The organism is Microcoleus sp. D3_18_C4 (genome assembly GCF_036702355.1).
GTDB lineage: Bacteria > Cyanobacteriota > Cyanobacteriia > Cyanobacteriales > Microcoleaceae > Microcoleus.
In genome coordinates this window covers 1-26,028 of record NZ_JAUBTF010000014.1, presented here as the reverse complement: position 1 = coordinate 26,028, position 26,028 = coordinate 1, and the positions used below count along the sequence as shown (strand labels likewise).

The following is a 26,028-nucleotide window of genomic DNA, read 5'->3' as shown; positions in this document are numbered from 1 at the left end:
CCTTAACAAAAAATCTATGCTTGGGGTTTCCAGACAGTTTCAGAACCTTGACCCCAGAAACCGTCATATTTTGTCACCTTAATATCGCCTAAAACCTTGGTTTGGCAGGACAAACGGCGGTTGGAGGCGGAAGAATGGGGAGGAACCGAAAGTCGGGCTTTTTCGCGCCACTGGGGCTCGGAAACTTCGCCCTCGACGGTGACGGCGCAGGTGCCGCAAGTGCCGAGGCCGTGGCAGTTGATGACTTTGGCGTTGCCGTTGTAGAGATCGATGCCGTTTTTGAGCAAAACTTCACGGAGATTCGCTCCGCGGTCGCACTCAAATGTTTTTCCTTGCGCTTGTACCTTGACCACAGCAATTTACCCCAGTTAGATTTATGTTAATTTTCCTATATATTATCGCATTAAATTCAAATAAATTCATCTAATATGGTAAGTGATATATTACCAATTTCTCGATCGCAATTTCCCATGACAAATCGGCTCTGGATCTACGATACCACGCTGCGAGACGGTGCTCAGTGCGAGGGACTCTCCTTATCTCTCGAAGACAAACTGCGAATTGCTCGACAGTTAGACAGTTTAGGAATTCCCTTTATTGAAGGCGGCTGGCCGGGGGCAAATCCTAAAGACGTACAATTTTTTTGGCGTCTCAAAGAACAGCCCCTAACTCAAGCAGAAGTTGTAGCTTTTTGTTCGACTAGGCGGCCGGGAACTACGGCAGCTAATGATGAAATGTTGCAGGCTATTTTGTCCGCCGGTACTCGCTGGGTGACGCTGTTTGGCAAGTCGTGGGATTTGCACGTTATTGAAAGTTTGAAGACGACGCTAGAAGAAAATCTGGCGATGATTCGAGATACAATTGAATATTTGCGGAGTCAGGGAAGGCGCGTTATTTACGATGCCGAACACTGGTTTGACGGCTACAAACACAATCCAGATTATGCTATTAAAACTTTAGAAGCTGCGGCGGATGCCGGTGCAGAATGGCTGGTGCTTTGCGATACTAACGGGGGTACTTTACCTCACGAAGTCAGTCAGGTTGTTCGTGATGTTTTAGAAGCTTTAGGAACCAATCGCGAAAAATATTTACAATTAGGAATTCACACTCACAACGACTCAGGAGTTGCGGTTGCTAATGCTTTGGCTGCTGTGCGGGAAGGAGTGAGGATGGTACAGGGAACTATTAACGGTTACGGCGAACGCTGCGGCAATGCGGATTTATGTTCTTTGATTCCAAATTTTCAGCTAAAGTTAGGTTATGATTGCATTGAAGACCAGCAATTAGTTAGATTAACTCAAGTAAGTCGCTCGATTAGCGAAATTGTCAATCTGGCTCCCGATGATCATGCTCCTTTTGTGGGTCTTTCGGCTTTTGCTCACAAAGGCGGAATTCACGTCTCGGCTGTTGAAAAAAATCCGTTAACTTACGAACATTTGGAACCGGAAAAAATTGGCAACAGGCGGCGAATTGTGATTTCGGATCAAGCTGGTTTGAGCAATGTTTTGGCGAAGGCGCGCACTTTTGGCATGGATCTCGATCGCAAAAATCCTGCTTGCCGCCAAATTTTGGAAAAATTGAAAGATTTGGAAAGTCAGGGATATCAATTTGAGGGTGCTGAGGCTTCTTTTGAATTGTTAATGCGGGAGGCTTTGGGAAAGCGGAAGCATTTATTTGAAATCAAAGGTTTTCAAGTTCACTGCGATAAAGGTAAGGAGGAAACAGTTAATTCTTTAGCAACCGTGAAAGTGACTGTTAACGGTCAAGATATTCTGGAATGCGCGGAAGGAAACGGGCCTGTTTCGGCACTTGATGCGGCTTTGCGGAAGGCTTTGCGGAATTTTTATCCGGCAATTACTGATTTTAACTTAACAGATTATAAGGTGCGAATTCTGGACGGATGTGCCGGAACTTCTGCTAAAACTCGCGTGTTGGCTGAGTTTAGCAACGGTCAAGATCGCTGGACAACTGTTGGGGTTTCTGGTAATATTTTGGATGCTTCTTATCAGGCGGTTGTTGAAGGTTTGGAGTATGGTTTGGTGTTGGGAGATAGGGAGGCGATCGTTTTAACTGTGTCGAGTTATTAGGTTAACGACCAAGAGAAGTTGCCTGAATATCGATGTTTAAATAGATACCAAATACCAAGGGGAGCATCTCAATGAAAGCAGCCAAGCCCAAAATTGGAGTTTTGAGGCATGAGGCTCTCTTGCTGCGAGGCAGGAGGAAAGAGTCATATCAATTCCGGTTACACCGTCCGTGATTGTTGACTGTTGACTGTAGAAGGAGGGGTCGAAAAACTGAATAGTTGAGTGTTAACTGTTGACTCGATTTTATGATTCCGATGCAACCGGAAACGATATCAGAAGGAAGGAGCCAGAAGAAGTGTTTTTACAAATGTGAGATGCTCCCCTACTTTTGGGAGCATCTCAATGAAAGCAGCCAAGCCCAAAATTGGAGTTTTGAGGCAGGAGGCTCTCTTGCTGCGAGGCAGAAGGAGCCAGAAGAAGTGTTTTTACAAATATGAGATGCTCCCCTACTTTTTCACGTCATTATTATTACCTTCCCCAACGATCGATCGCATTCCTTCGAGCGTGGCGGGAATGCTGCGCGGGTCCATAAACATCACCTTGCTGCTGTCGCTGGTGCCAATTTTCAAGCCCATATCGAGATAGTTTTGAGCTAACAAAAATTGTAAAGCTTCGCGAGCAGTGGGGTCATTTTGCAGAGTTTTGGCGATTATTTGCAAGGCCTCAGAAGTAGCTTGAGCTTTCAAAACCTGACTTTGGCGTTCTGCTTGAGCTTTCAGGACGATCGCCTTTTGTTGAGCTTCCGCCTCCAAAATAGTCGCTTTTTGGCGCGCTTCTGCATCCAAAACTTGCGCTTCTGCTTTACCTTTGGCGCTGTTAACTGCTGACTCGCGTTCGCCCTCGGATGTCAGAATTGCCGCCCGCTTGCGTCGATCGGCTGCCATCTGCAATTCCATCGATTCCTGTACAGTTTTAGAAGGGATAATATCGCGCAATTCTACCCGCGTTACTTTCACTCCCCAAGGATCAGTAACAATATCTAAATCTCTGAGCAATATTTCATTAATTTGAGAACGAGCAGTAAAGGTTTGTTCGAGATCCAGTTGACCCATTTCGGCGCGAATTTGAGTCAGCACCATATTTACCATTGCTGACTGGAGATTTTCTACTTTGTAACAAGCTTTTTCCAAGTCTACAATGCGCCAGTAAACCACAGCATCAACCGTGAAGGAAACGTTATCCCGGGTGATACAAGCTTGCGGAGGAATATCTAAGACTTTTTCCCGAATTGTTTGCTCGTACACGACGCGATCGAGAAACGGCTTGACAAAATTCAAACCGGGTTCCAGTCTCCTGCCACTGTATTTACCTAAAGTTTCCACCAGCGCTTCATTTCCCTGATTGATAATCTTGACGGAACCTGCGAGGGCTGAGCCGCCGAGTGCTAAAAAGACAAGTAAAAAAAATTGTTCCACGGTCGCCTCCTATAAATGTTGAGTGTTGAGTGTTAAATGTTAAATGTTGACTAAAGACTGATGACTAACTACTAATTGTCTGTAATTAATTACGCATTTTGTTTAAGAATGCAAGAGATTTTCTGGCAAAACTATCAGAGTAGTGCCTTTTCGTCCCACGACAATTACGTTTTGGTTGGGGGGGATAGTGGCCTTCGTGTCTTCGCAGCGAGCTTGCCAAGAATTCCCCTCATAAATGACTCGGCCGGCTTCTCCGGGGGGAATTTCTGTTAAAGTTTTTGCTTCCTGAGAATCTGCGATCGCCCTTGCGGTGCCTTTTGGTATCAACCGCCGAGACAGCAGCACAAAAACTGTCGAAAATACCATCCACAGGAATATTTGTAAATTAACGTAAGGTAGAACTAGAGAGCATCCAGCTACGGCGAAGGCGCTCAGTCCCATCATAAAAGCGACAAAAGCAGTGGGGAGAAATATCTCTGCCAAACAGAGCAAAGACCCAGCTATCAGCCAAAGGAGCGTCGGAGTCCAGATCATAAAAAGAATAGGTGATACTATTTAGATCTTAGATTGGAAATTTAAGATTTAAGAAATGCAAACAACTGACTATGCAAGGGTTTGCGACTTGCTGGCCCTCAGAGCGATTTTTCGCGCCACGGTATCAGGTTGAGGCTTATACCGTACTCCAAGTCTGAGTTTAGCTAGGCAGACGGACCTCCCCACAGGGTAAGTCGTACTCGACTTACCTTGGGGATGAGAGTCGAGTGAGTTGACGATTGCACCGCCAAATAAATTGACAAGCGATTCTCTCTTTGATTGAGGCGGTGTATGAGAAAACGAACAAATCCATTACTCTATTCCTGGCTCTATGTTATCATGGTTAGCAGAACTGCGGTAAAAGTATTGTGTTAAGAGTCCTCAAGGTCAGAATCTATCCCAACAAAGAACAACAAAGTCATTTGACCGGGGCGTTTGGCTGTGTTCGTTGGGTGTGGAATCAGTCTCTTGCTACTATGTCCCAGACCTACAAAGAAACTGGGAAAGGTATCTCTGCCTTAACAATGAAGAAACAGATTCCAGTCTGGAAAAAGGAGCATGAGTGGCTCAAAGAATGCTATTCCCAATGCCTCCAATCTTCTTGTCTGAATCTGTCTCAAGCTTTTATCAACTTCTTTGATGGTCGAGCACAGTACCCTACATTCAAAAAGCGTCAGGGTAGACAATCAATGCAGTACCCTCAGAACGTCAAAATTCTGAGTAACTCCTCGATTAAGTTCCCAGGAAATCTTGGCATCGTAAAAGCCAAAATTCATCGTGATACTGTTGGCAAATTAAGAACTGTCACGGTGTCTAAAATGCCTGACGGTCGTTATTACGCTTCCTTGTTAATGAAGGATGGGCTGGAGTCACCGACAGCCGATGAAGAGGGTAAAGCCATCGGCCTAGACTTGGGACTGCTTGATTTTGCTGTCACATCTAACGGCTCAAAGTATCAAAATCCCAGACATCTCAAGAAACACGAACGCAACCTCAAACGCAAACAGCGTCAGCTATCTCGTAAAAAGGATAAGACGACTAACAAACGTCGCAAAGCTAAACGGGCTGTTGCCAAGGTGCATTCAAAAATAGCCAGAGTGCGTGAAGATTTCCGACATAAACTATCCCGTAAGATAGTCAACGAAAACCAAGTTATTGTTGTCGAAAATCTGGCAGTAAAGAACATGGTCAAGAACCACAATGTAGCCAAAGTAATAAGTGATGCTAGTTGGGGGATGTTCTGCACTATGCTCAAGTACAAAGCAGAGGCAGAAGGCAAAGTTTACCTAGAAGTAGGTAGATTTTTCCCTTCGTCACATCTTTGCTCAAATACTTTACTGCCAATACCAAAAATGGATCTATCAGTCCGTGAATTTAACTGTCCCCACTGCCAATCGCAACACGATAGAGACATCAACGCGGCGATTAACATCAGAAACGAAGGCTTACGGATATTGGCGTTGGGAACCAGCGTTACTGCCTTTGGAGGCAATGTAAGACCAAAACAGTATGGACGCAAGTCCACTGCTGCCGAGGCTGTTGCCCTTGAATTGGGAAGCCCACATCATACTGCTCCGGCAGTTGATGTGTGGTAGTTCACTAACTTAAATTACAATTTAAGCCGGTGCAGACTGGCAGAAACTACAATTTCTAGGGGCCCAAAGGCAGTTAAGAAATTGATAGGGGCTAAAATCAGTTTATTCTCAAGCTCATGAATTTGAGCTTGCGAATTATATATCTTCAGAATGTTTTTACACAAACTATTTCGATATGATCAGCAGTTTCTCCGAACCCATTTATTGCCCGAGTCTTAGCTGTCCCGATCCCCGCAATACCTTTGGCCGCCAGCACTGTGCAGCGTGCGAAACGGATTTAATTTATCGCTATGTGTGGGTGGTGGGGCAAGCAGCCGAGGAAGTGCCGACGGGTAAGGTAATAGCCGATCGATACTTTGTCATTGCACCCCAAATCTGGCTCGACAGCCGTCCAGCTTTGCCTCCGAGCGTCCCGGAACAACTGCCGGATACGATTATGCCTTACCTGCATTTGTATCCCCAACGGCTGCATACGCCGGAAGTATACGGTTTTTGTTCGCTTGGGGAAGCACCGGAAGCCACAGAAGTGCTGTTGTTGCAAAATGTGCCCATCAATAATTTCGGTCGCCTGTATCCTTCTATTTTAGAATCTTGGTCTGGGACAACCGCCGCGCGCCAAGTTTACTGGCTGTGGCAAATGCTCCAACTGTGGGCGCCGCTGTCGGAACAGGGAGTCGCTTCGAGTTTGCTGGTACCGGAAAATTTGCGGGTGGAAGGTTGGCGGGTACGCCTGCTGGAACTGCACCGGGGCAATTTTGTACCGACGCTGCGGGATTTGGGAGATGTGTGGTCAGGTTTGGTGGAATCAGCGCAACCCGAGGTGCAGTCGAAACTCGGAGAGATTTGTCAGTTTATGCGCCGCAGCAGCATGAATTTCGAGGCGATCGCCCTGGAACTAAACGATTTACTATTAGAACAAGCCGCTCAATTGCCTCTGCACTTAGAAGTAGTCGGCATGACTGATACCGGGCCACAGCGCTCCCAAAATGAAGACAGTTGCTATCCGGTTGCTGCTGATTTTCAATTTAGCAAAACTTCAGGGGGCGAGAAACTAATTCCTTACTTGACAATGGTTTGCGACGGGGTTGGAGGCCACGAAGGAGGAGAAGTTGCCAGTCAATTAGCCGTGCAGTCCCTGAAAGCTTTAATCCAAAATTTGCTCGCAGAAATTGCTCAACAAGAAGAATTGATGACGCCAACAATGGTCATCAAGCAACTTGAAGAAATAGTCAGAGTTGTGAATAATGTGATTTCCGCTCAAAATAATGAGCAGGGAAAAGAGTTGCGGCAACGGATGGGGACGACTTTGGTGATGGCCCTCCAGTTGCCTCAAAAAGTGAAAATTTCCGAGGATTTGCCCTCGAATAACAGCCACGAACTTTATTTAGTCAATGTTGGAGACAGCCGCGCTTATTGGATTGGCAAAAATTACTGTCACCGGCTGACTGTGGACGACGACGTAGCCTCAAGGGAAGTCCAGCTAGGACATTGTTTGTACTGGGAGACTCAACTGCGATCGGATGCAGGAGCCCTGACTCAAGCTTTGGGTACGCGGGATGCCGATTTCCTGCGCCCGACGATTCAGCGATTTATTGTCGAAGAGGAAGGCTTACTGCTGCTGTGTTCCGACGGTTTGAGCGACAACGACTGGGTAGAGAAATCTTGGGAGAATTATGGCCCAGAGGTGCTTGAGGGCAAAATGTCTTTGGAAGCGGCAGTTCAGTCTTGGATTCGTCTCGCCAACGAGAAAAATGGTTATGACAACACCTCCGTGGTAGCGACTCACTGTCGGATGTCGCCGGAGAGATTGGTACTGTTTGATCCGGCGGTGGCCTCAGCGCCGGCGTCAGCGCCAGTGTCAGCCTCGGTGTCGCTGCCGCCTTCCCTCGTCGCTGCGTCCCTCCAGAAGTCCGGGAGGATTCCAGAATCTCAGCTTTCAGAATCGTCCAAACAGTTGTTGTACCCCGAAACTTCCCCCGCCCCGGAACCAGTTCAAAAACGGCGCTCCAAGCTGCCGCTGCCCCTACTGGGGGTGTTGGGGCTGATATTAGCCGGCGGCGGTTTAGGTTTGTGGGTGCAAAGCCTCCAAAGCCCGCAGCCAGATCCCGCACAACTTCCACCACCGCCGGAAACTCCCGCCCCAAGTCCTTCGGAGACTCCCTCGCCCGGGGCCGAGAGTCCCTCGCCGTCGCCCGAATCGACTCCTGCGGAAATTCCGCCGCCCGATAGCGAGAGTCCCTCGCCGTCGCCCGAATCGACTCCTGCGGAAATTCCGCTGCCCGATAGCGAGAGTCCCTCGCCGTCGCCGGAATCGACTCCTGCGGAAATTGCGCCGCCCGAAGAAGCGGAAACTCCTTTGCCATCAGCGGAGTAAGCGAGAGTCTCTCGCCGTCGCCCGAATCGACTTTTGAGCTTACAAAATAATGCTTCGAGCGTCGCAGCTCTCTACTATCCAAATTCGGGAAAACTTTCCCAGTGTAAATGGAATGATTTCTGGTAGAGGTTGTTGATTTACAGCATATTCCATGTAGATGTAGATCGCGAGAAACCGGGTTTTTTGAACAGAATCAGTAAGGATGCGAGAACTGTAAAGAAACCTGGTTTCTGGGGTGTACTTCATAAACCTGGAATACGCTGTATATAAATCACACTTCACAGAGGAGCATCTCACTTTTGCAGCAAAGCTAGAAATTAAAGTTTTGAGGCAGAAGGAAGGAGCCAGAAGAAGTGTTTTTACAAATATGAGATGCTCCATCACAGTTAATGATTTTGTATCATAGTCCGCTTGCAGAAACAAGATGGCTAAAAAGTCAGCCATCACTACAAAAAGTAGTTAAAAATGCTTAATAATCTCCATGCAGCTAACAATTAGCGATTAGCAACTAACAAGATAAGCTTTTTTTATATTGACGACGCACAATTTATTAACTATAATTACCAGGCTAAAAATAACAAAAATCTTACGCCTAACAGTTTTTCTCAAATAACCGTTAAACTATTCTAACGTTTGCGCGTACCCAACCTCGCAGGCACAACCTATATCTGTTAAGGATTCGTCCTGATTCACAGGAGCAAGATTTTAAAATATGCATCTCAGCGAACTGACTCACCCAAACCAATTACACGGCCTCTCGATTCATCAACTCGAACAAATTGCCCGACAAATTCGAGAAAAGCATTTAGAAACTGTAGCCGCTAGCGGCGGCCACCTCGGCCCAGGATTGGGTGTAGTCGAACTGACCTTAGCACTCTACCAAACACTCGACCTCGATCGCGACAAAGTTACCTGGGATGTCGGCCACCAAGCTTATCCTCACAAATTAATCACCGGCCGCTACAACCAATTCCACACCCTACGCCAAAAAGACGGCGTTGCAGGCTATCTCAAGCGCTGCGAGAGCAAATTTGACCACTTCGGTGCAGGTCACGCTTCCACAAGCATTTCCGCAGCGTTAGGAATGGCAATGGCGCGCGACCTCAAGGGGGAAAACTTTAAAACTGTAGCAGTCATCGGCGACGGCGCATTGACTGGCGGCATGGCACTCGAAGCCATCAACCACGCGGGCCATATGCCGAAAACCAATTTGTTAGTTGTGCTCAACGACAACGAGATGTCAATCTCGCCCAACGTCGGCGCAATTACGCGGTATTTGAACAAGATGCGATTGTCGCCACCGGTGCAGTTTCTCAAAGATAACTTAGAGGAACAATTCAAACACATTCCCTTTGTCGGCGAAACTTTTACTCCAGAAATGGAACGCCTCAAAGAAGGGATGAAACGCTTGGCCGTCTCGAAAGTTGGAGCAGTAATTGAAGAATTGGGCTTTACTTACATGGGCCCGGTAGATGGACACAATTTGGAAGAGTTAATTGCCACTTTCAAACAAGCTCATACCATCCAAGGGCCGGTGTTGGTTCATGTGGTGACGGTGAAAGGCAAAGGATATGCGATCGCCGAAAAAGACCAAGTAGGATATCACGCCCAAAATCCCTTTAACTTAGCCACCGGCAAAGGCATTCCCTCCACTAAACCCAAGCCTCCAGCTTACTCGAAAGTATTTGCCCACGCCCTAGTCAAGCTAGCAGAAGATAATCCCAAAATTGTCGGCATTACCGCTGCAATGGCAACCGGAACAGGTCTGGATAAACTTCATGAAAAACTGCCTAAACAGTACATTGATGTCGGGATTGCCGAACAGCACGCCGTGACTTTATCCGCTGGTTTAGCCTGCGAAGGAATGCGCCCGGTTGTGGCAATTTACTCGACATTTGTGCAGCGAGGCTATGACCAAATAATTCATGATGTCTGCATCCAAAATTTGCCAGTTTTCTTCTGTTTGGATCGCGCCGGCATTGTCGGTGCTGACGGCCCCACTCACCAAGGAATGTACGACATTGCCTTCTTGCGGTGCCTGCCAAATATGGTAGTTATGGCGCCAAAAGATGAGGCAGAATTGCAGCGGATGATAGTCACGGGAATCAACCACACCAGCGGCCCGATCACCATGCGTTACCCGCGCGGCAACGGTTACGGCGTGCCTCTGATGGAAGAAGGTTGGGAAGAATTGCCGATCGGCAAAGCCGAAATTCTCCGCAACGGCGACGATGTGCTGATCTTGGGTTACGGTTCAATGGTTTATCCGGCAATGCAAACTGCCGAGATGCTGAGCGAACACGGTATTGAAGCAACTGTGATCAATGGGCGTTTTGTCAAGCCTTTGGACACCGAATTAATCTTGCCTTTAGCACAGCGAATCGGCAAAGTTGTCACAATGGAAGAAGGCTGTTTGATGGGTGGCTTCGGTTCAGCAGTTGCTGAATCTTTGCTCGACAATAATGTTCTCGTGCCACTGATGCGGCTGGGCGTACCGGATACATTAGTAGATCATGCAACGCCAGAGCAATCATTTGCAAGTTTAGGATTAACTCCGTCGCAAATGTGCGATCGCATCTTAGCAACATTCAGCCGCAAACAGTCTCCTGTTAGCGTGTAAATAGCTAGAATTGTAGGGTGCGCCTAGCGCACCTTACCATTCGAGACTAATCCTAAGAAATACCCGATCTATGACAGTGTAATAAAACGACCCCGCAAGTCCGATGGTGTCACATTCAGAACTCTACCTAAAATTTGACCGTTTGAAGCAATTTGAATAGTAGTAGCGTCATAACTACCATTGCGATCGGGATCTAAATCGGCTAAAGAAATTTTGCTTTCTTGAGGAAATCTCCCCGAAACCAAGCGAATATTTTGCAGCGGTACTGAAAAGGCGGTGAGTCTGACGTTTGCCTCAGTTAAACCATTAGTAAGACCAATTCGATCCAGAGAATTTTCAAAGTCGAGAATAATATCCCACGCCTGTACGCTACTGTTAGGGTTGCGCTTTGGATCTCCTAAAACAATATCCGTTCTTAGGACGAACACATCACTACCAGTTCCCCCTTTATAGAGAGTGTAACCCAGGTCGCCGCTCAGAGTATCGTTACCCGCACCTCCATCTAATAAATCATCACCTCGACCGCCATTCAAAATGTCGTCTCCGTCACCACCCGCGATATAATCATCACCAAGACCGCCAATGAGAGAATCTCGACCAACTTCGCCGTATAAATCATCTTCGTCTCTACCGCCTTGCAAGTTGTCATTGCCATCACCACCGAATAAAATATCTTTACCAGCATTTCCGTTGATGATTTCACTCTCAAACGAGCCTCTGATTGTATCATTTCCTTCTAAAGCAAAAACACCTCCAGGGAACTGAACCATCAAACCAGGGGGGACTGTAAAATTATCAGGATTAGGAGTCAAGTTGAAAGTATTTGCCATAATTAATTTCAGAAATATTCGATTCAACCAATAAATATATTACCATCTGACACAACGGAGAAAAAACAATGACTAACGTGAAACCAAATCGTACCGTGCGGCGGGGAAGATTGTTCCCAGAGATTCAGTGGTCAGAAGAAAAAAAAGCCCAGTGGCGAGCTGAAAGAGAAGCATTTTATCAGCGCTGCAAACCTATTTTCGATCGCCTCAAACCAGAATTGATTAAAACCCACTACAACTGGTACATGGCCGTTGAACCCGACAGCGGGGAATATTTTATCGACAAGGATGATATGCAAGTTGCAAACATAGCCCATGAGAAATACCCGAAAGCTAAATTACAGGTTTTTCGGATCAATGAAACCGGAGTTTGTGGCACAATATGATTCAAGGAAGATTTGGTGATGAGGACGAGCTATTTTTTGAACTTGAACTGATTGCTGATAACGGCTTAGAATTACCTGTTGATGCTCTGCTTGATACAGGTTTTTCTGGCTGGTTAGCAATGGACACTCAGGATTTAGATGGACTTGATTGGACATATGTGAAACAAGAAAAAATGCGAACAGCTAAGGGAGAATTCGATTTTGAGCTTTATGTAGGAAAAGTGCGTATTGAGTACCTAGAATTTGACATTCCCGTTCATGTGGGTGACGGAGTACCGGAAATTTTAATCGGCCGCCAGTGGCTGAAAACTCGGCGGTTAGTAGTTGATATGTCGGCGGGTATTTTGACATTGGAAGCTAGTTAAAAGCAAAATGAATTTAAAAAGTTTTGACATAGTAATAGTAGGAGCAGGCCCAGCAGGCGGTCACTGCGCGAGAATCCTAGCCCAATCCGGCCACAAAGTCTTGCTGGCAGAGCAAAACGACAATTTTAATAAAAATGACTTTTCTAGCGCCGCTACACCTCTAGAAACTCTCTCTAAATTCGATTTACCAGAGTCCGTTATCGGCAGTTTTTGGCACAAACTTACTATTGAAACTAGCAAAGTCAGTCAAACTTGGGAGTCTCCCGAAAGCTTGGGAGTTGTTCTCAATTTTGCTAAATTTAGAGCATTTTTGGCCAGCGAAGTTGAGCGATTTGGCGGTGAAATTTGGCTTGGTTATCGCTACACCGGACATTCACAAAGCAAGGGCGAAACAACAGTCGAGTTTAAACAGTTATCCGACGGTCAACTTATCAAAGTTAGAACTAAAGTATTGGTTGATGCTACTGGCTTTGCTAGGGCGATTATGTACGAAAAAGAGAATGATAAGCCGGATTTTTTGTCGGGAACCGGAATCGAATATTTGATTGAAGTAGAGCCAGAAGTTTACAATAAATACAGCGGTGATTTAATCTTATTTGTGGGCGATAAATGGATGCCTAAAGGTTATTCTTGGATATTTCCCATGGAACAAAATAGGCTGAAAGTTGGTGCTGCTCGCATTTTTTTAGAGCAGAAAACACTGAGGCATTTGTCACCGCTGAAAAAATATATTGATTTACTGATTGATGAATATCTAAAGTCTAAAAATTATAAAATTCTTGACAAACACGGTTCCATGCTGAAGTATAGTCGTGGTTTGAAGGATATTTATTGCAAGGATAATATAATTGCGATCGGCGATAGTGTTTCGACAGTAAATTTTTTGGGTGGCGAAGGGATTAGACACGGGATGGATGGTGCCCAAATCGCGGGGAAATATATTCAAAGGTATTTGGAGGGGAAAATCTCAGATTTTCGGGATTATGAGACGGAAATGCACCGCAAGTTTGATCAGAAATGGCATATTTCGGAAAGGTTGGCGGTGAGAAAGTATATCGATGATGTTAATGATGAGCTGACCGATAAAATAATTTATTATTTAAAGTATATGAAAACTGAAGATGTGATGGATATTTTATTTTATTATAAATTTGAGAAAATTTCCAGAGGGTTAGGCGGTTATTTGCAGAGAAAAATCAAGGAATTGATTAATAAATTTCACTGGTAAGGTGCGTCCGGTGAGAGATGGTTTGTTGAGGGAAAACTCTCGCTGATTGACGCACATTACTAAGCTAATTTTAAGGCATTTTCGGCGGTGACTTGAATGCGCGGCAGCGACAATAAAGAATCTTCAAAACTGCTCAAATTTAATGTATATGATACACCAAAAGTATATCCACTCGCTCCAATTAAATGCGCTACAATTGGATCGACATCGCCGTAAGGATAGGCAAAACATTTAACAGGTTTCTCTAATTCCCGTTCCAAGATAGCACGGGATTTGGCTGCCTCCCGCACAATTTCTGTCGGCGACAATGCAGTCAAAGGTTGATGAGTAGCAGACATAGAACCGAATTCAATCCCTGCATCCCGCAGTTGCAAAATTTCCGACCATCCCATTAACGGCACTTCTTCAAATTCGGCTTTTTCCCAACTATTTGTCTTTCCTATTGACTCCGCTACGATAAAAACAGTTGCTGTAAAATCAAACCGTTTTAGCAGAGGCCAAGCATATTGGAAAAAGTCGAGATAGCCGCCGTCAAATGTCATCAATACAGCTTTACCGGGTAAAGGAGTTTTAGCCAGTTTCGCGCTTCGCCAATTTTCCCAACTCGCACTGTAATAACCCAGATTTTTAAGATTGTGTAACTGTTGTTCAAAAATTTGGGGAGTAACTGCGTCTAAACCGTCAGGAGAAATGCGGCGGTAGGAGAGAATCGGGAGTTTTTGTGTAACGCTATGGTTGTCCAAAAATTGAGGTTTCACCGAGTGAGAAACTTCCCGATAAGAAGATTTTGAGCCAATGATTTCCGGTGCGTAAAATACTTGCTTTGGAAACTCGTTTTCTTGGGGAATTTGCATTGTCGGTTCCCCAGCGATTGCTGCGGCTGACTCGATTTCCGGCAGCGCCGCCGCCGGGAGTGAGGCGCGACGGCTGACACTCGTCCCGATCGCACCCGATCGCCTGCCGAACATCACCGCATTTTGGGGGTAAATGCCCCCAGCACCCGGTGCATTCAACCATTCGGGCAAATTAGACCTTTGTTGAGCACAAGAGGCTAAGCGCGATCGTAGCCATTGCTTGCCGTTGAGTGGTTTTCCCAGCAAAGCTTCTCGCACGGCGGCGATGCACAACTCAAAACCCATATTTCGATTAATTGTCGATCGCAATTTTTGAGCCGAAACAAAATTATTTTCCACCGCAACAGTAACAATACCGACAGCAACGCCGCCTACTTTTACCAGCACGTCTATTTCAGAAAGCTCAACTTTTATATTAGCAAATTCCTCGCTAATTTCTAAGACAATCAATTTTTTTTCGAGGGTAATTGTTGGAACTTCCTCAGCTATTTCAGGCTTGTAGAAATCCTCCAAATGCCAATGCGGACGCCCCCATAATTCTTGCATAAATAGCGTCCAGTCATGTTTAGGGTGCAATGGTTCCAGCAAATTTTCCCACAATTTATTGCCTTTTTCGCAGCGATTGCGTTGAAAGAAGCGATCGAGAATTTGCCAAGCAAACTGGGCTGCAACCGCATCCGCCAACACCGCAGCCGCCACCATGCCATCGCAAATCGGCAATTCAATAATACCGAGTTGAATTCCTTCTAGTTTGATCGTACAGCACAGGCGATCGCATAGTTGCCAAGCGTAAATATCCGAAATTGGTTCGGTCACTTCCACCGTAACTTTCCAGGTCATTTCATCCTTGACTCGCTGAATTTTATCTAAAATATATCGGATTTCATTGCGCGTGAAAATTTTATGATATTTGTGAACGTTACTACTTTTGACATCTCTCTCAATTCCTTTGTGCCAAGGTAGATTTAAACTGAGCTTCGCGGCTTTTTCTTGATAATTAACGAGCATTGTGCCGTCATATTCAATGCCCATGAAATTACAAATTTTTCCTAAAATTTGTGTTTTGTTATCTAAAAGCTCCTCATATTTAACTAATATATGATTGGATTTATTAATGTATTTGTGGCTAGTTAACATCGCGTGTTCCCAGCGATAGATACAGTGGTTTAAATCCCAACCAGCGCCCCACAATTCGTTAAAACTCCTAGTAGCATCATACATAGAAGCTATTGTATCCATACCGTTTCGCAAAATATGTATAAATTTCGCATCCGGCAAAAAGCGCTCTATGTCATCAATAAAATATATGTGTTCCGGCGTTTTTTCCAACCAAATGCTTTTTTTTTGTTCAGCAGCCAAACCATCCAAAACTCTCACAAACCAACTAGCTTTAGCTTCCACACTTTGGCTGTCATCAAAATCTTTCAAAAGTTCAGGACGTTTAATCTCATCCTTAAAAAAAGCTTCCATTCTACCTGGCAACTTTCCCGCAAACTGATCGTATAGCAAATAGTGAAAAAACTTAGATTCCGGAAAAGAAATAACTTCGGGATGAGCAGCTAATAAGCTTTGAAGAATTGTCGTGCCACTGCGAGGCGAGCCTAGGAGAAATATGCGTTTCATAACATTTTGCAATTCTAATTAACTCTAGATTTTGAGGGGGGGGTTGGGTTTTGTTCTCGGAACCCAACCTGCCAATTTTAACTCCAAGTAAAATCCTGTTTTAACATATCAGAAAGTTCCTGATTGTAAGGTTTGAAATAATCTGTCAGTTGTTGTTCGATTGCTGCTGGTATTTTGCTGTACTCCTCGATCGTATTAATCTCATATTGTTTACTTGCGAGCGCACTAATATCCAAGAAATCTAACACTTCCGAAAAAACTTTATCGGTATTTGCCTCAAAATCTTCGCTTTTGAGAATTAGCAACTGTTCCCTCGGAAAATAATCAAGCCAATTCCTGATTTGTTCAACATAAATTCCTCGCGACAAATACGAATAATGTTGGTGGTTGAAACTGTAATAACTTTGATCGGTTTTAATTTTTTCAATTTCACCTTTTAGGCGATCGGGTTCGGAAGCGATCGCCTTTTCAAAATCCAGCTTTTCGCAGCCGATCGCCACTTCTAAATGATAGTGCAGCCAAGCTCGTTTGACCGGGTTTCGCAGCATTACAATTAGCTTAACATCCGGGAAACACTTGTAAACCCGCTCTGCCACCAACGGATGATAAATATAGTAAGGAGTCATTTCCCACAGCACCACCTTCTCATCCGCAACACTGCGCGTCAACTGCTTGCTGTACCAATCAACACCCCGCTCAAAATTCAAATCAAAAAAGTGAATGTTGCGGGAACCATCTTTGATAATTTGCAAGTGATTTGCGAGATAGCCGGATAGAGGTTCCGTGCCGCACTTTTGAGCGCCAATAATTAAAAAGTCTGGTTCCTGCTTATTTTTCAACTGAGTCGAAATCTGGGCATAGGCGGGATTATTTTTATTCAAGGCGTGAACTTTATCGGCTGGTTCTGGTAAATCCGCAACTTGCATTTTGCCATCAAATTCCCAGTGGTAGGGCGGACAAAGAATCGTTTTTTGGCTTACAGTCGATCGCACGTACAGCGGATAAAGATGCCAATGATAATCGTAGGCGTAAGCCAAACTCTTCTCGTAAACCCCAGCATTCACGTAATACTGACCATTGCCTAAATCTAACCTGTCTACGTGCAGGCGGATTGTGCCTTTACCTTCCGCCAGCGGCAGCAATCTGCCCATTTGATTAGTATTAGTCTCAAAACAACTTTGACCGTCTTCCCGGCTAATTGTCACGCCAAAAATAGCAGCCGAAATTGGCTTCGGTACAGAATAATGAATTTCCACAGTAATAGGATCGCCACTGTTTATCTCATCATCCGGCAACACTTTAACATCCGTAATTTCTACTTCCAAAGAACCGAAGCGATTGTCATTGACTCGCAGTTGCGAACCCATACTCGTCACTTCAGGAGGACGCATGGGAGTGCGTTGTTCGGTTGCTGGGCGCATTTCCGACAAATACTGACCGACTACCACTTCCGGTTCCCCGTAAGCCACGATTTCACCTGATTTCAGCCACAAAGCCCGATCGCACAGTTTATGAATTTGCGCCGCGTTGTGAGAAATCAAAACAATCGCACATCCTTGATTCTTAAACTCCGTGATTCTGTTCAAACATTTAGTTTGAAAAGCCACATCACCAACCGACAAATGTTCATCAACTAACAGCACTTCTGGATCGGTGTGCACCGCCACCGAAAAAGCCAGCCGCATTTGCATCCCGGTACTGTAAGTCCGCAGCGGACTATCAATAAACTGTTGCAATTCCGCAAATTCAACAATATCATCAAACCTGCGGGCCACTTCCCGACGAGTCAAACCGGCCACCACCGCACCCACAAACACATTTTCTCTGCCCGTTAAATCCCAGTGAAAACCCGCACCCAAATCCAACAAACCGCCAATTCTACCATTAACTTCAATAGTTCCTTCTTGAGCATGACCGATACCGCCAACAAGTTGCAGCAGCGTCGATTTTCCCGCGCCATTCTTGCCGAGAATTCCCAGCATTTCGCCGGGAGAAACAGTGAAATTGATATCCCGCAGTGCCCAAAAACGCGCCTGCGGTTTCATCTGCCGAAAACCCGCCAAAGCGGCCTGCATAATCGTATAAGGTCGATCGGCAGAGTAGCGGTTGAAACGTTTCCCCAAACCCTTGACAACAATAGCGTGACGCATTTACAATTCCTCCACAAAAGTATTGCTTTGCCGTCTAAAAATTCCCAGTCCGATCGGCAAAAGAGCAGCCACAACCAAGCTAACAATTAACAGCGCCAGCCAATCCGGCTGCGTACCTTTGAGCAGAATGGCGCGGTAAGCTCCAAGCAGTGGCACCATAGGATTTAACTGATAAAAAGGCTGAAATTCTTTCGGAACGCTGTTGAGGTCGTAGAAAATCGGAGTCAGGTAAAACAGCATCTGCAAAACTACGCCCAAAGTGTGCTGAGTATCGCGAAAAGTGACATTCAAAGCGGCGAGGGGATAAGCCAAACTTACTGTCAAAATAAACTGAATAACCATCAGCAGCGGCAACACTAACAGCACGGCACTCGGCTGAACGCCATCAATTGCCAGAAAGATAATTAACACCGGCAAAGCTAACAGAAAGTGAATTAGCCCCGTCATAGTCGTGACTACCGGCAAAATTGCCGTGGGGAAATTCGGCTGTCTGATTAGCGCTTTATTGTTGGTAATTAATCCCGTTGCTTGAAATAATGCGGTTTGAGACCAACTCCAGATTAACAAACCGCTGAAAGCAAAGGAAGAAAATTGCGGAACGTTAATCGGTACAACAGAACGAAACACAAAGGAAAATACAGCTAACTGCAACAGCGGATTGATTAAAGTCCAAGCAATCCCCAAAGCCGATCGCTTGTAAAGTAATTTCATATCGCGATCGACCAACACCCGCAGCAAATCGAAGAAATGAGCGATTTTGCGCCTGTCAATCAGCTTTGGAACACTTCTCATCGCACACCTCCGGCGACTTCCTGCGGTTCCGACTGTAGTTGCTCTTCCGGCTCAATCTCAGCTAACTGCTGCGCCTGCAACTGCGCTTTTCTGTAAGCAAAAGGACTGTCGAGAGCTCCCAGCAACTCGCTGACTACCAACTTGCGCGGCAGCAAACCCGGAGATCCCAAGCGCCGCACCAGCCACCAACCAAGCCACTGAAACATAGCAAATTTCCAAATTTCCCAGCGCGGCACAGTGCGGTTGCGATAGCACGTGAGTACATAAGCCCCAAAACCGCGCCCGTTATCCTGCAACTGTCGGCTCAAAGCATCGGCGCTGCGCCGGTGCAAGTGCCACACAAAAGCTCTCGGCTCATAAAAAGTCGAGTATCCATTCGCCAAAATCCGATGAAACATCTCAATATCCCCACCACCGCGAGTCGCAGTCCCCACATCGAGAGCAACGTCAAAATTGCCCACAGCCTCGAAAACTTGCCGCCGGAAAGCCATATTCGCCCCCACGCCGTATTTGCTCGCCCACAGCAACTCCCGCACAGAAAGCTTGCTACCGTTGGTTTTGTGGCTGTCGAGGTGTTGCAGCATTCCGCCATATATCAGTTCAAATTGCTGTTGTGGCAAGGTTTCCAGTTCGGCTGCCGCCACTAAACCGCTCACGGCCATAATTTCTGGGTCAGCAAACGCCGAAGCAATACCCCGCAGCCAACCGCGATCGGGCCGCACGTCGTCGTCAGTAAAAGCAATAATCTCATGCCGCGCTTCAGCGATCCCGCGATTGCGCGCCCAGTCCAATCCTGGCCGTTCTTCCTTGACGTAGCGTACAGGCAAACGCGCGACTAATTCAGCGGTGCTGCTGCTTGCAGGAGCGTTGTCTATAACGATAATTTCGCGGTGGGGATAGTCGAGGGCGAGCAGAGCTTCCAGAGCGCCTTTGAGCAAATCTGTGCGATCGCGCGTGCAGATGACAACGCTAATTGACGGCAGGTCGCGATCCGCCACTGCTTCAGAAACAGCGCCGAACTCCTCTCCTAAAGTCGATCGCACCAACTCTTTTCCTAACTGATCCACAATTGTTTGTCGCACTCGCTCCGCGGAAATTGTTTGTTCCCAGGGATTGTTACTAACATAAGCCCAGCCCAGAGGCCGTCCCCGGTAGCGAACTAAAATCCGAACTCCTTCGTATTGTTCGAGTTGCCGAATCGGATTAATCTGTTCGGCAAACTCAATCTCCATCACTTTTATTGCCATAACTTGCTCCTGAAAATTTTGCAGCGGGCACTAGATAGAAAAGTTTTGACTTGGGACTTTTAAGTTTGGGGTGGCAATTTTCCAATTTCCCAACTTTTGAGGTTTGAGTTTTTGGTTTAACTTCCCCGAATTTAGTAGATATGCACGAAAAAAAATATCTTCTAGGGGCTAGTTTAGCTAAGCATAACGAGATCTAAGCGAGAAGATGAAGGCACTCACCTGCCCGAATCCTGTAATTTTTATTTGCACCTATTTACTTAGCTCTTAATTGCTAACTCGTAAGTTTCAAAAGCAACTAAAGGTTTTTCTTCAAGCGTTTCAGCACTGCGGGGCATACCGTTAACCGCGATCGCCCCAGCCAGCGGTTGAGCAAAGTGAAGCGCCAGAATCGATCGCAAGTGAGCGCCCCGCAGCGGTTCCGCCCCCGCTTGCGGAAAAATATGGCCGATTGCCAGTTGGTCGTAATACAGGTAAACCCCAGCCGGTCGTTCCGCGTCCAGCAGACTTTCTGCCGCTTCCCAACCTTGCTGCAAATCAATGTTAATTTCATATCCGCCCAAATCAGCACGGGCCGGGCCCCCTTGCATAAAACTAGAAATAGCAGAGCGACTTTTTAGCTCATCAATCACACCCCGCAAATACCAATAACCGCGCAATTTTGCCCGCAACCACCGCCAAGTTTCCCGCATCCCCAAGCTTTCGAGCAAATCCAGAGATTTCCTGCCTCCCACAGCCAGCCAATCCATAACCGCCGGCCAGAAAAACGTGAGCGCCACCACAATCTTGTCTACCAAAAAATAAGGAGTTTCGTAGTCTTTTATGTGCAGCGTCGGTCTGAGTTCCGGGTGTCGGCGGCCGATCAAAACATCCGATCGCCCTTCCTGACGAGAGCGGCGGAAAGAGCGATCGAGATTGTTAGTTTCGTGTTCGTAATGATAGCCCACAGCATCCTCCGCTAAAGCAAAAGGTACATCAGCTTTCAGCAAACGCAGCCCAAACTCGTAATCTTCCCCGCCGCAGTTCCCGAAAGCCGAATCAAAGCCTTCGACCCGAGCAAACAGTTCTGCATCCAAAGAAAGGTTGCCGCTGAGCAAATCTTGATAAGTAAATCGGTGATCAGGTTGGCTCATCTGATAAAACTTCTCTTCCCACCACGAGCGCACTTCCACGTCAAAAAACCTAGTTCCTCCGTGCAACTTAGGCGGATAGGGCCCCATGACAGCCGCTCCCGGACGCAAAGAGTGAACCCGCGCGTGGCTTTCCACCAAAGGCGGCAGCGCTTCGATGTCGTCGTCGAGAAACAGCAGCAATTGCCCGGTAGCCGAAGCCGCTCCTGTATTGCGGGCGATGGCAGCGCTCCGGCAATTTACCTCGATCACCTGCAGTTTAAACTGAGCTTTGTAGTCTTGTAGCATTGCCAAAGTATCGTCAATGCAGCTATCTGCCACTACCATAACTTCGAGCAGGTCGATCGGATAAGTCTGCGAGTGCAAAGCATCAAGAGCGCGCCGCAGCGAAGAACTTCGATTGTGGCTCGGAATAATTATGCTAATTGTTGGATTTTCCCTATTCATATTAGAGTGGTATTTGGTAATTAGTAGTTGTTATTTAGTAGTGGGGAATTAATATTTGGTATTTGGTATTTGGGGATTTATAAGTAGTGATTAAAATTTCCAACACTCTTACTTCTTCCCTGTACCCTCAATATCCATCTGTTAAATCCCTTAAATCCATTACACCATCCGTTGCCGGACTTCCCTGTTCCTCCTGACTCATGACTAATCCCAAAAGCTTAGACCTTAGTTTCATTTCCCAGATTCATTTGTGAGTAAATCTAAAATCTAAAATCTAAAATCTAAAATCGATTAACTTCCCCTTTAACTTCCTGCAACCGCTTGCGAGACGAAAAATAAGCCCTCGGCCCGCTAATGCAGCCCCGCATTTGAGCCAAAAGTAAATCACTAGGAATACAGCCCGGTTGCTTTCGCAAAGAAGCAATTAATTCAGGAATTTGCTTGTAATACAGCCATGCCCAAGCTAATAGAGGCACACTAAATTCTTTGTTAATTACAAACAGCCGCGTCCAGAAAGCATAGACTCCGATTCCGTAGCATCGGAGCAAGTTGCGTAGTTCTTCCCAGGTGCGTCGGTGGCGGTGCCAACTCAAAGCCCTCGGTTCGTAGACGATGCGGTAGCCCGATCGCAAAATGCGGGAAAACAGCTCGCTGTCTGAACCGCACTTAGCGGGCGTGCCCACGCCCAAAGCTTCGTCAAACAGGCCAATGTAGTCGATCAAACTTTTTCGCAAAGCCATACTCGCCGAAACCCCCACTGGAGCTATCATCAGCGGATTGCAGTACGCCCCGTCAACAACTCGGCGCTCGTAGCCCCGCCCGTGGGGGCTGTAGCACTCAAACCATTCTTGCGCTTCGGTTTCCAGTTCCAAGGGCATCACCAGCCCCGTGACGCACATCACTCGCGGATCACTAAAATTCCACAAGAGCGATCGCAGCCAGTTCGGATCGGGAGCAGCATCGTCATCTGTAAACGCTACGAATTCGTGTTTAGCTTCGCGTAAAGCTCGGTTGCGGGCAGCGCTCTCGCCCGCTACATCTTCGCGGACATAGCGGATTTGCGGGTAATTTTTGACCAATTCACTGCTAGCCTCGGTGGCGGGACAATTGTCAATTACCAGGTATTCCTGACCATCATCTGGCAGTAGCATCAGCGCGTCTAGACAGCGCCGCAAATCTTCCGGGCGATCGCGCGTGCAAACTGCTACTGTGGCGAGCGGCAATGCCTCCACAGGCCCCCGCTCATCCCATTCTAGAGTGTCGTAGAGCCAGTTTTTCCACAAGTTGTCACCAGCAGCATTCATCAGTGTTTCCCGTAATTCGTCACCGCCAAAGCGGCCTCCGACTACGGGCAAAAGAGCTTGACCGAGCGGTTTTCCGTGCAGTCGAATTAAAATCAAGGCTTTACTGTAACGCTCCTCAACCGTAATTTCTGGCGGGAGTTTGGATATTTCCAGGTCAAGAATAGCTGTTGCCATTTTAGATTTTAGATTTTAGATTGGGAAAAAATCCTAGATACTCCCTATATTACCGGAGGTATTTTAGCAGAAATTGTTTTAGGGGATAGCAACTTCTCAATGCCATACTTGCCGATTGCTGATCGCGAATCAAAGATAAAGCCTCATTGTTTTTATTGCTTTTATTTATTTTTACTTTCAATTACCCGCTGATGTCAAGTTTTTTCCCAACACAACTTTTACCACCGGCAACGATCTCTCGTCGAGGCTTGTGTCAATTGCAGGTGTTATTGGCAGCCGACCGCCACCAAGCCTCGCCATTAATGCCACCTCTAAAAACCAGATTTTTTGACAAAACCCGGTTTGTGCGATCGTTCCTCATTTCAGCTTTAATTGCGATCGGGTACTATTCAAGGGCAATATACCAAACCATTAAGCACTCTCGCAATTCCAACTTTCGCAATTAGGTAGTTATATAGCAATCCCAAACCCGTTGTGAGAATAGAGACCAAGCCCATGAAATACTCTTTTTTGACAATCAAGCCCAATGCTAAGTATAACGGCACAAAAAAACATAATATCTTGTAGGGTCTTGTAGGGGCCACTTGAGCTAAGAATCACTCCTATAAGTAACCACACAAAATTAATTACATAAAGACTCCTTGCTAGGTAATGGTTTCAGTAGAAATATTGTGTAATTAATTCTGAACTACTACTTACAACCCACTTTATGAGTGATCTCACCCGCCTGACCCACATTTTCGCGATTGCCCAAATCAGCACGCGCCAGGCCTCCGTGCATAAAATTGAGATGCACCCTTGGTATTTGGTATTTGGTAATTTATCACGGCTGATTAAAATTGCAAACACTCTTACTTCTTCCTTGTCCCCTCAATATTTATCTGTTAAATCCCTTAAATTTATTACACCATCCGTTGCCTAACCTCTTTGTTCCTCCTGACTAATGAGTAATCCAAAAAGCTTTAGACCTTAGTTTAATTTCCCCGATTCATCTGTGGAGTAAATCTAAAATCTAAAATCTAAAATCTAAAATCTAAAATCTATTGACTTCCCCTTTAACTTCCCGCAACCGCTTGCGAGAATAAAAATAAGCCATCGGCCCGCTAATGCACCCCCGCAGTTGAGCCAAAAGTAAATCACTAGGAATACAGCCCGGTTGCTTCCGCCAAGAAGCAATTAATTCAGGAATTTGCTTATACCGCAGCCATCCCCAAGCTAATAGAGGCACACTGAATTCTCTGTTGATTACCAACATCCGCGTCCAGAAAGCATAGACTCCGATGCCGTAGCCTTGGAGCGTTTTTCGCAATTCTTCCCAAGTGCGCCGATGGCGGTGCCAGCTCAATGCTCTCGGCTCGTAAACAATGCAGTAGCCCGCGCGCAAAATGCGGGCAAAAAGTTCACAGTCTTCGCCGCCCACCGTGGGTGTTCCCGCCCCCAAAGCTTCGTCAAACAGGCCAATGTAGTCGATCACACTTTTCCGCACAGCCATACTCGCCGAAACTCCCACAAGATGCACAATCAGAGGATTGCAGTGCGCCCCATCAAACACTAGGCGCTCAAATCCCCGCCCGTGGGGGCTGTAGCACTCAAACCATTCTTGCGCTTCGGTTTCCAGTTCCAAGGGCATCACCAGCCCCGTGACGCACATCACTCGCGGATCGCTGAAATTTCCCAAGAGCGATCGCAGCCAGTTCGGATCGGGGGCAGCATCGTCATCTGTAAAGGCTACGAATTCATGTTTAGCTTCGCATAAAGCTCGGTTACGGGCAGCGCTGGAGCCTGGTAAGTCTTCGCGCACATAGCGGACTTTTGGGTAATTTTTGACCAGTTCCTTGGTAGCGTCCGTGCTGGGACAATTGTCAATTACTAAGTATTCCTGACCCTCGTCTGGGAGCAGCATCAGCGCGTCTAGACAGCGCCGCAAATCTTCCGGTCGATCGCGCGTGCAAACTGCTACTGTGGCGATCGGCAATACCTCAACCGACCCCCGCTCATCCCATTCTAGAGTGTCGTAGAGCAAGTTTTTCCACAAGTTGTCACCAGCACAATTCCTCAGTGTTTTCCGTAATTCGTCACCGCCAATGTGGCCTCCGACTACGTGAAAAAGAGCTTGGCCGATCGGTTTTCCGTGCAGTCGAATTAAAATCAAGGCTTTGCTGTAACGCTCCTCAACCGTAATTTCTGGCGGGAGTTTGGATATTTCCAGCTCAAGAATAGCTGTTGCCATTTTAGATTTTAGATTTTAGATTGCGAAAAAATCCTAGATACTCCGTATATTACCGGATGTATTTTAGCAGAAATTGTTTTAGGGGATAGCAACTTCTCAATGCCATACTTGCCGATCGCCGATCGCGAATCAAACATAAAGCTTCATTTTGTTATGGCTATTATTTATTTTAACTTTCGATGACCCGCTGATGTCAAGTTTTTTCCTACAGAATATTTTTTATGGAAAACCTTCGCACATTGAGGCTTGTGTCAATTTCAGGTGTTATTGGCGCTCTGCGCGCTCCCCAGTCTACCCATTAATACCAAATCTAAAAACCAGATTTTTTGATCAAACCGGGTTTGTGCGATCGCTCTTCATTTCAGCTTTAATTGCGCTCGGATAATATTTAAGGGCAACATACCACACAATTAAACACTCTCGCCCTTCAAACTTTCGCGATTAAGCCGCGCACGGATTAGGTGAAAAACACTCCCAAACTCAACCCTAAATCAGACCTAGCAATGATAAAAAAACCGGAGATTACAGGCTGGTTGGAGACTCATCGAGCTGAGATTACTTCTGGCAAGTTATACCAATTTAATATGAAGCTGCATAGAATAGGGCTTCAAGAATAAAATTGTAAGATGACAACGAACAGATTTCC

The 26,028-nt window shown here is 46.2% G+C and carries 19 protein-coding genes; 8 read left to right on the top strand and 11 right to left on the bottom strand.

Annotated features, from left to right (window positions below; translation table 11 throughout):
- Positions 1-14: 14 nt before the first annotated feature.
- Positions 15-353 (bottom strand): 2Fe-2S iron-sulfur cluster-binding protein, encoded by a 339-nt coding sequence (locus QUA90_RS09570; RefSeq protein WP_333383353.1) that lies wholly within the window; start codon positions 351-353, stop codon positions 15-17.
- A gap of 75 nt (positions 354-428) precedes the next feature.
- Here QUA90_RS09570 and cimA point away from each other — a divergent pair, with 75 nt between their 5' ends.
- Entirely contained in the window at positions 429-2,087 is a 1,659-nt protein-coding gene (cimA, locus tag QUA90_RS09565; protein ID WP_445300097.1) for a citramalate synthase, read from the top strand.
- A 446-nt stretch (positions 2,088-2,533) separates the two neighbouring features.
- Here the strand turns inward: cimA and QUA90_RS09560 are convergent, their stop codons facing one another.
- Together QUA90_RS09560 and QUA90_RS09555 are read right to left on the bottom strand one after the other, a co-directional pair.
- Positions 2,534-3,502 (bottom strand): SPFH domain-containing protein, encoded by a 969-nt coding sequence (locus QUA90_RS09560; RefSeq protein WP_333383356.1) that lies wholly within the window; start codon positions 3,500-3,502, stop codon positions 2,534-2,536.
- 102 nt (positions 3,503-3,604) lie between these two features.
- Entirely contained in the window at positions 3,605-4,036 is a 432-nt protein-coding gene (locus tag QUA90_RS09555) for an NfeD family protein (RefSeq protein WP_333154583.1), read from the bottom strand.
- 368 nt (positions 4,037-4,404) lie between these two features.
- Between QUA90_RS09555 and QUA90_RS09550 the strand changes: the two genes are divergently transcribed.
- The 3 genes from QUA90_RS09550 (at position 4,405) to dxs (ending at position 10,625) form a co-directional block, all read left to right on the top strand.
- Entirely contained in the window at positions 4,405-5,631 is a 1,227-nt protein-coding gene (locus tag QUA90_RS09550) for an RNA-guided endonuclease TnpB family protein (RefSeq protein WP_333445158.1), read from the top strand.
- 175 nt (positions 5,632-5,806) lie between these two features.
- Positions 5,807-8,005 carry a protein phosphatase 2C domain-containing protein gene (locus QUA90_RS09545; RefSeq protein ID WP_333445156.1) on the top strand — a complete coding sequence of 733 codons (2,199 nt, stop codon included), beginning with the start codon at positions 5,807-5,809 and terminating at the stop codon, positions 8,003-8,005.
- A 712-nt stretch (positions 8,006-8,717) separates the two neighbouring features.
- Positions 8,718-10,625, top strand: a complete 1,908-nt coding sequence (gene dxs / locus QUA90_RS09540) for a 1-deoxy-D-xylulose-5-phosphate synthase (RefSeq protein ID WP_333445154.1) — start codon at positions 8,718-8,720, stop codon at positions 10,623-10,625.
- A 68-nt stretch (positions 10,626-10,693) separates the two neighbouring features.
- Here dxs and QUA90_RS09535 read toward each other — a convergent pair whose 3' ends face one another.
- Positions 10,694-11,455 carry a calcium-binding protein gene (locus QUA90_RS09535; protein WP_333445152.1) on the bottom strand — a complete coding sequence of 254 codons (762 nt, stop codon included), beginning with the start codon at positions 11,453-11,455 and terminating at the stop codon, positions 10,694-10,696.
- Between the two features lie 68 nt (positions 11,456-11,523).
- Here QUA90_RS09535 and QUA90_RS09530 point away from each other — a divergent pair, with 68 nt between their 5' ends.
- The 3 genes from QUA90_RS09530 to QUA90_RS09520 are packed head-to-tail and all read left to right on the top strand — an operon-like array spanning position 11,524 to position 13,434.
- Positions 11,524-11,841 carry a hypothetical protein gene (locus QUA90_RS09530; protein ID WP_333208870.1) on the top strand — a complete coding sequence of 106 codons (318 nt, stop codon included), beginning with the start codon at positions 11,524-11,526 and terminating at the stop codon, positions 11,839-11,841.
- Positions 11,838-12,206 carry an aspartyl protease gene (locus tag QUA90_RS09525; RefSeq protein ID WP_333445149.1) on the top strand — a complete coding sequence of 123 codons (369 nt, stop codon included), beginning with the start codon at positions 11,838-11,840 and terminating at the stop codon, positions 12,204-12,206. The genes QUA90_RS09530 and QUA90_RS09525 overlap by 4 nt, the downstream gene beginning before the upstream one ends.
- Before the next feature lie 7 nt (positions 12,207-12,213).
- A complete protein-coding gene (locus tag QUA90_RS09520; protein WP_333383374.1) occupies positions 12,214-13,434 on the top strand; it encodes an NAD(P)/FAD-dependent oxidoreductase in 1,221 nt (406 codons plus the stop codon).
- A 59-nt stretch (positions 13,435-13,493) separates the two neighbouring features.
- Here QUA90_RS09520 and QUA90_RS09515 read toward each other — a convergent pair whose 3' ends face one another.
- The 6 genes from QUA90_RS09515 to QUA90_RS09490 form a co-directional block, all read right to left on the bottom strand.
- A complete protein-coding gene (locus QUA90_RS09515) occupies positions 13,494-15,911 on the bottom strand; it encodes a sulfotransferase (protein WP_333445147.1) in 2,418 nt (805 codons plus the stop codon).
- A gap of 77 nt (positions 15,912-15,988) precedes the next feature.
- A complete protein-coding gene (locus tag QUA90_RS09510; protein WP_333383380.1) occupies positions 15,989-18,061 on the bottom strand; it encodes a Wzt carbohydrate-binding domain-containing protein in 2,073 nt (690 codons plus the stop codon).
- On the bottom strand, positions 18,062-18,853 hold the full coding sequence (locus tag QUA90_RS09505) for an ABC transporter permease (RefSeq protein ID WP_333445145.1): 792 nt from the start codon (positions 18,851-18,853) through the stop codon (positions 18,062-18,064).
- On the bottom strand, positions 18,850-20,100 hold the full coding sequence (locus QUA90_RS09500; RefSeq protein WP_333445143.1) for a glycosyltransferase: 1,251 nt from the start codon (positions 20,098-20,100) through the stop codon (positions 18,850-18,852). The genes QUA90_RS09505 and QUA90_RS09500 overlap by 4 nt, the downstream gene beginning before the upstream one ends.
- Before the next feature lie 257 nt (positions 20,101-20,357).
- A complete protein-coding gene (locus QUA90_RS09495; protein ID WP_333445141.1) occupies positions 20,358-21,674 on the bottom strand; it encodes a glycosyltransferase family 2 protein in 1,317 nt (438 codons plus the stop codon).
- A gap of 281 nt (positions 21,675-21,955) precedes the next feature.
- The gene (locus QUA90_RS09490) at positions 21,956-23,152 is read right to left on the bottom strand and encodes a glycosyltransferase (protein WP_333445139.1); all 1,197 of its coding nucleotides are present in this window, start codon (positions 23,150-23,152) and stop codon (positions 21,956-21,958) included.
- Between the two features lie 709 nt (positions 23,153-23,861).
- Between QUA90_RS09490 and QUA90_RS09485 the strand changes: the two genes are divergently transcribed.
- Entirely contained in the window at positions 23,862-24,074 is a 213-nt protein-coding gene (locus QUA90_RS09485; protein WP_333445137.1) for a hypothetical protein, read from the top strand.
- A 111-nt stretch (positions 24,075-24,185) separates the two neighbouring features.
- On the opposite strand, the gene QUA90_RS09480 is transcribed toward QUA90_RS09485, so the two are convergent.
- Positions 24,186-25,382, bottom strand: coding sequence for a glycosyltransferase (locus tag QUA90_RS09480; protein ID WP_333323612.1), 1,197 nt, complete (start codon positions 25,380-25,382; stop codon positions 24,186-24,188).
- Positions 25,383-26,028 lie beyond the last annotated feature (646 nt).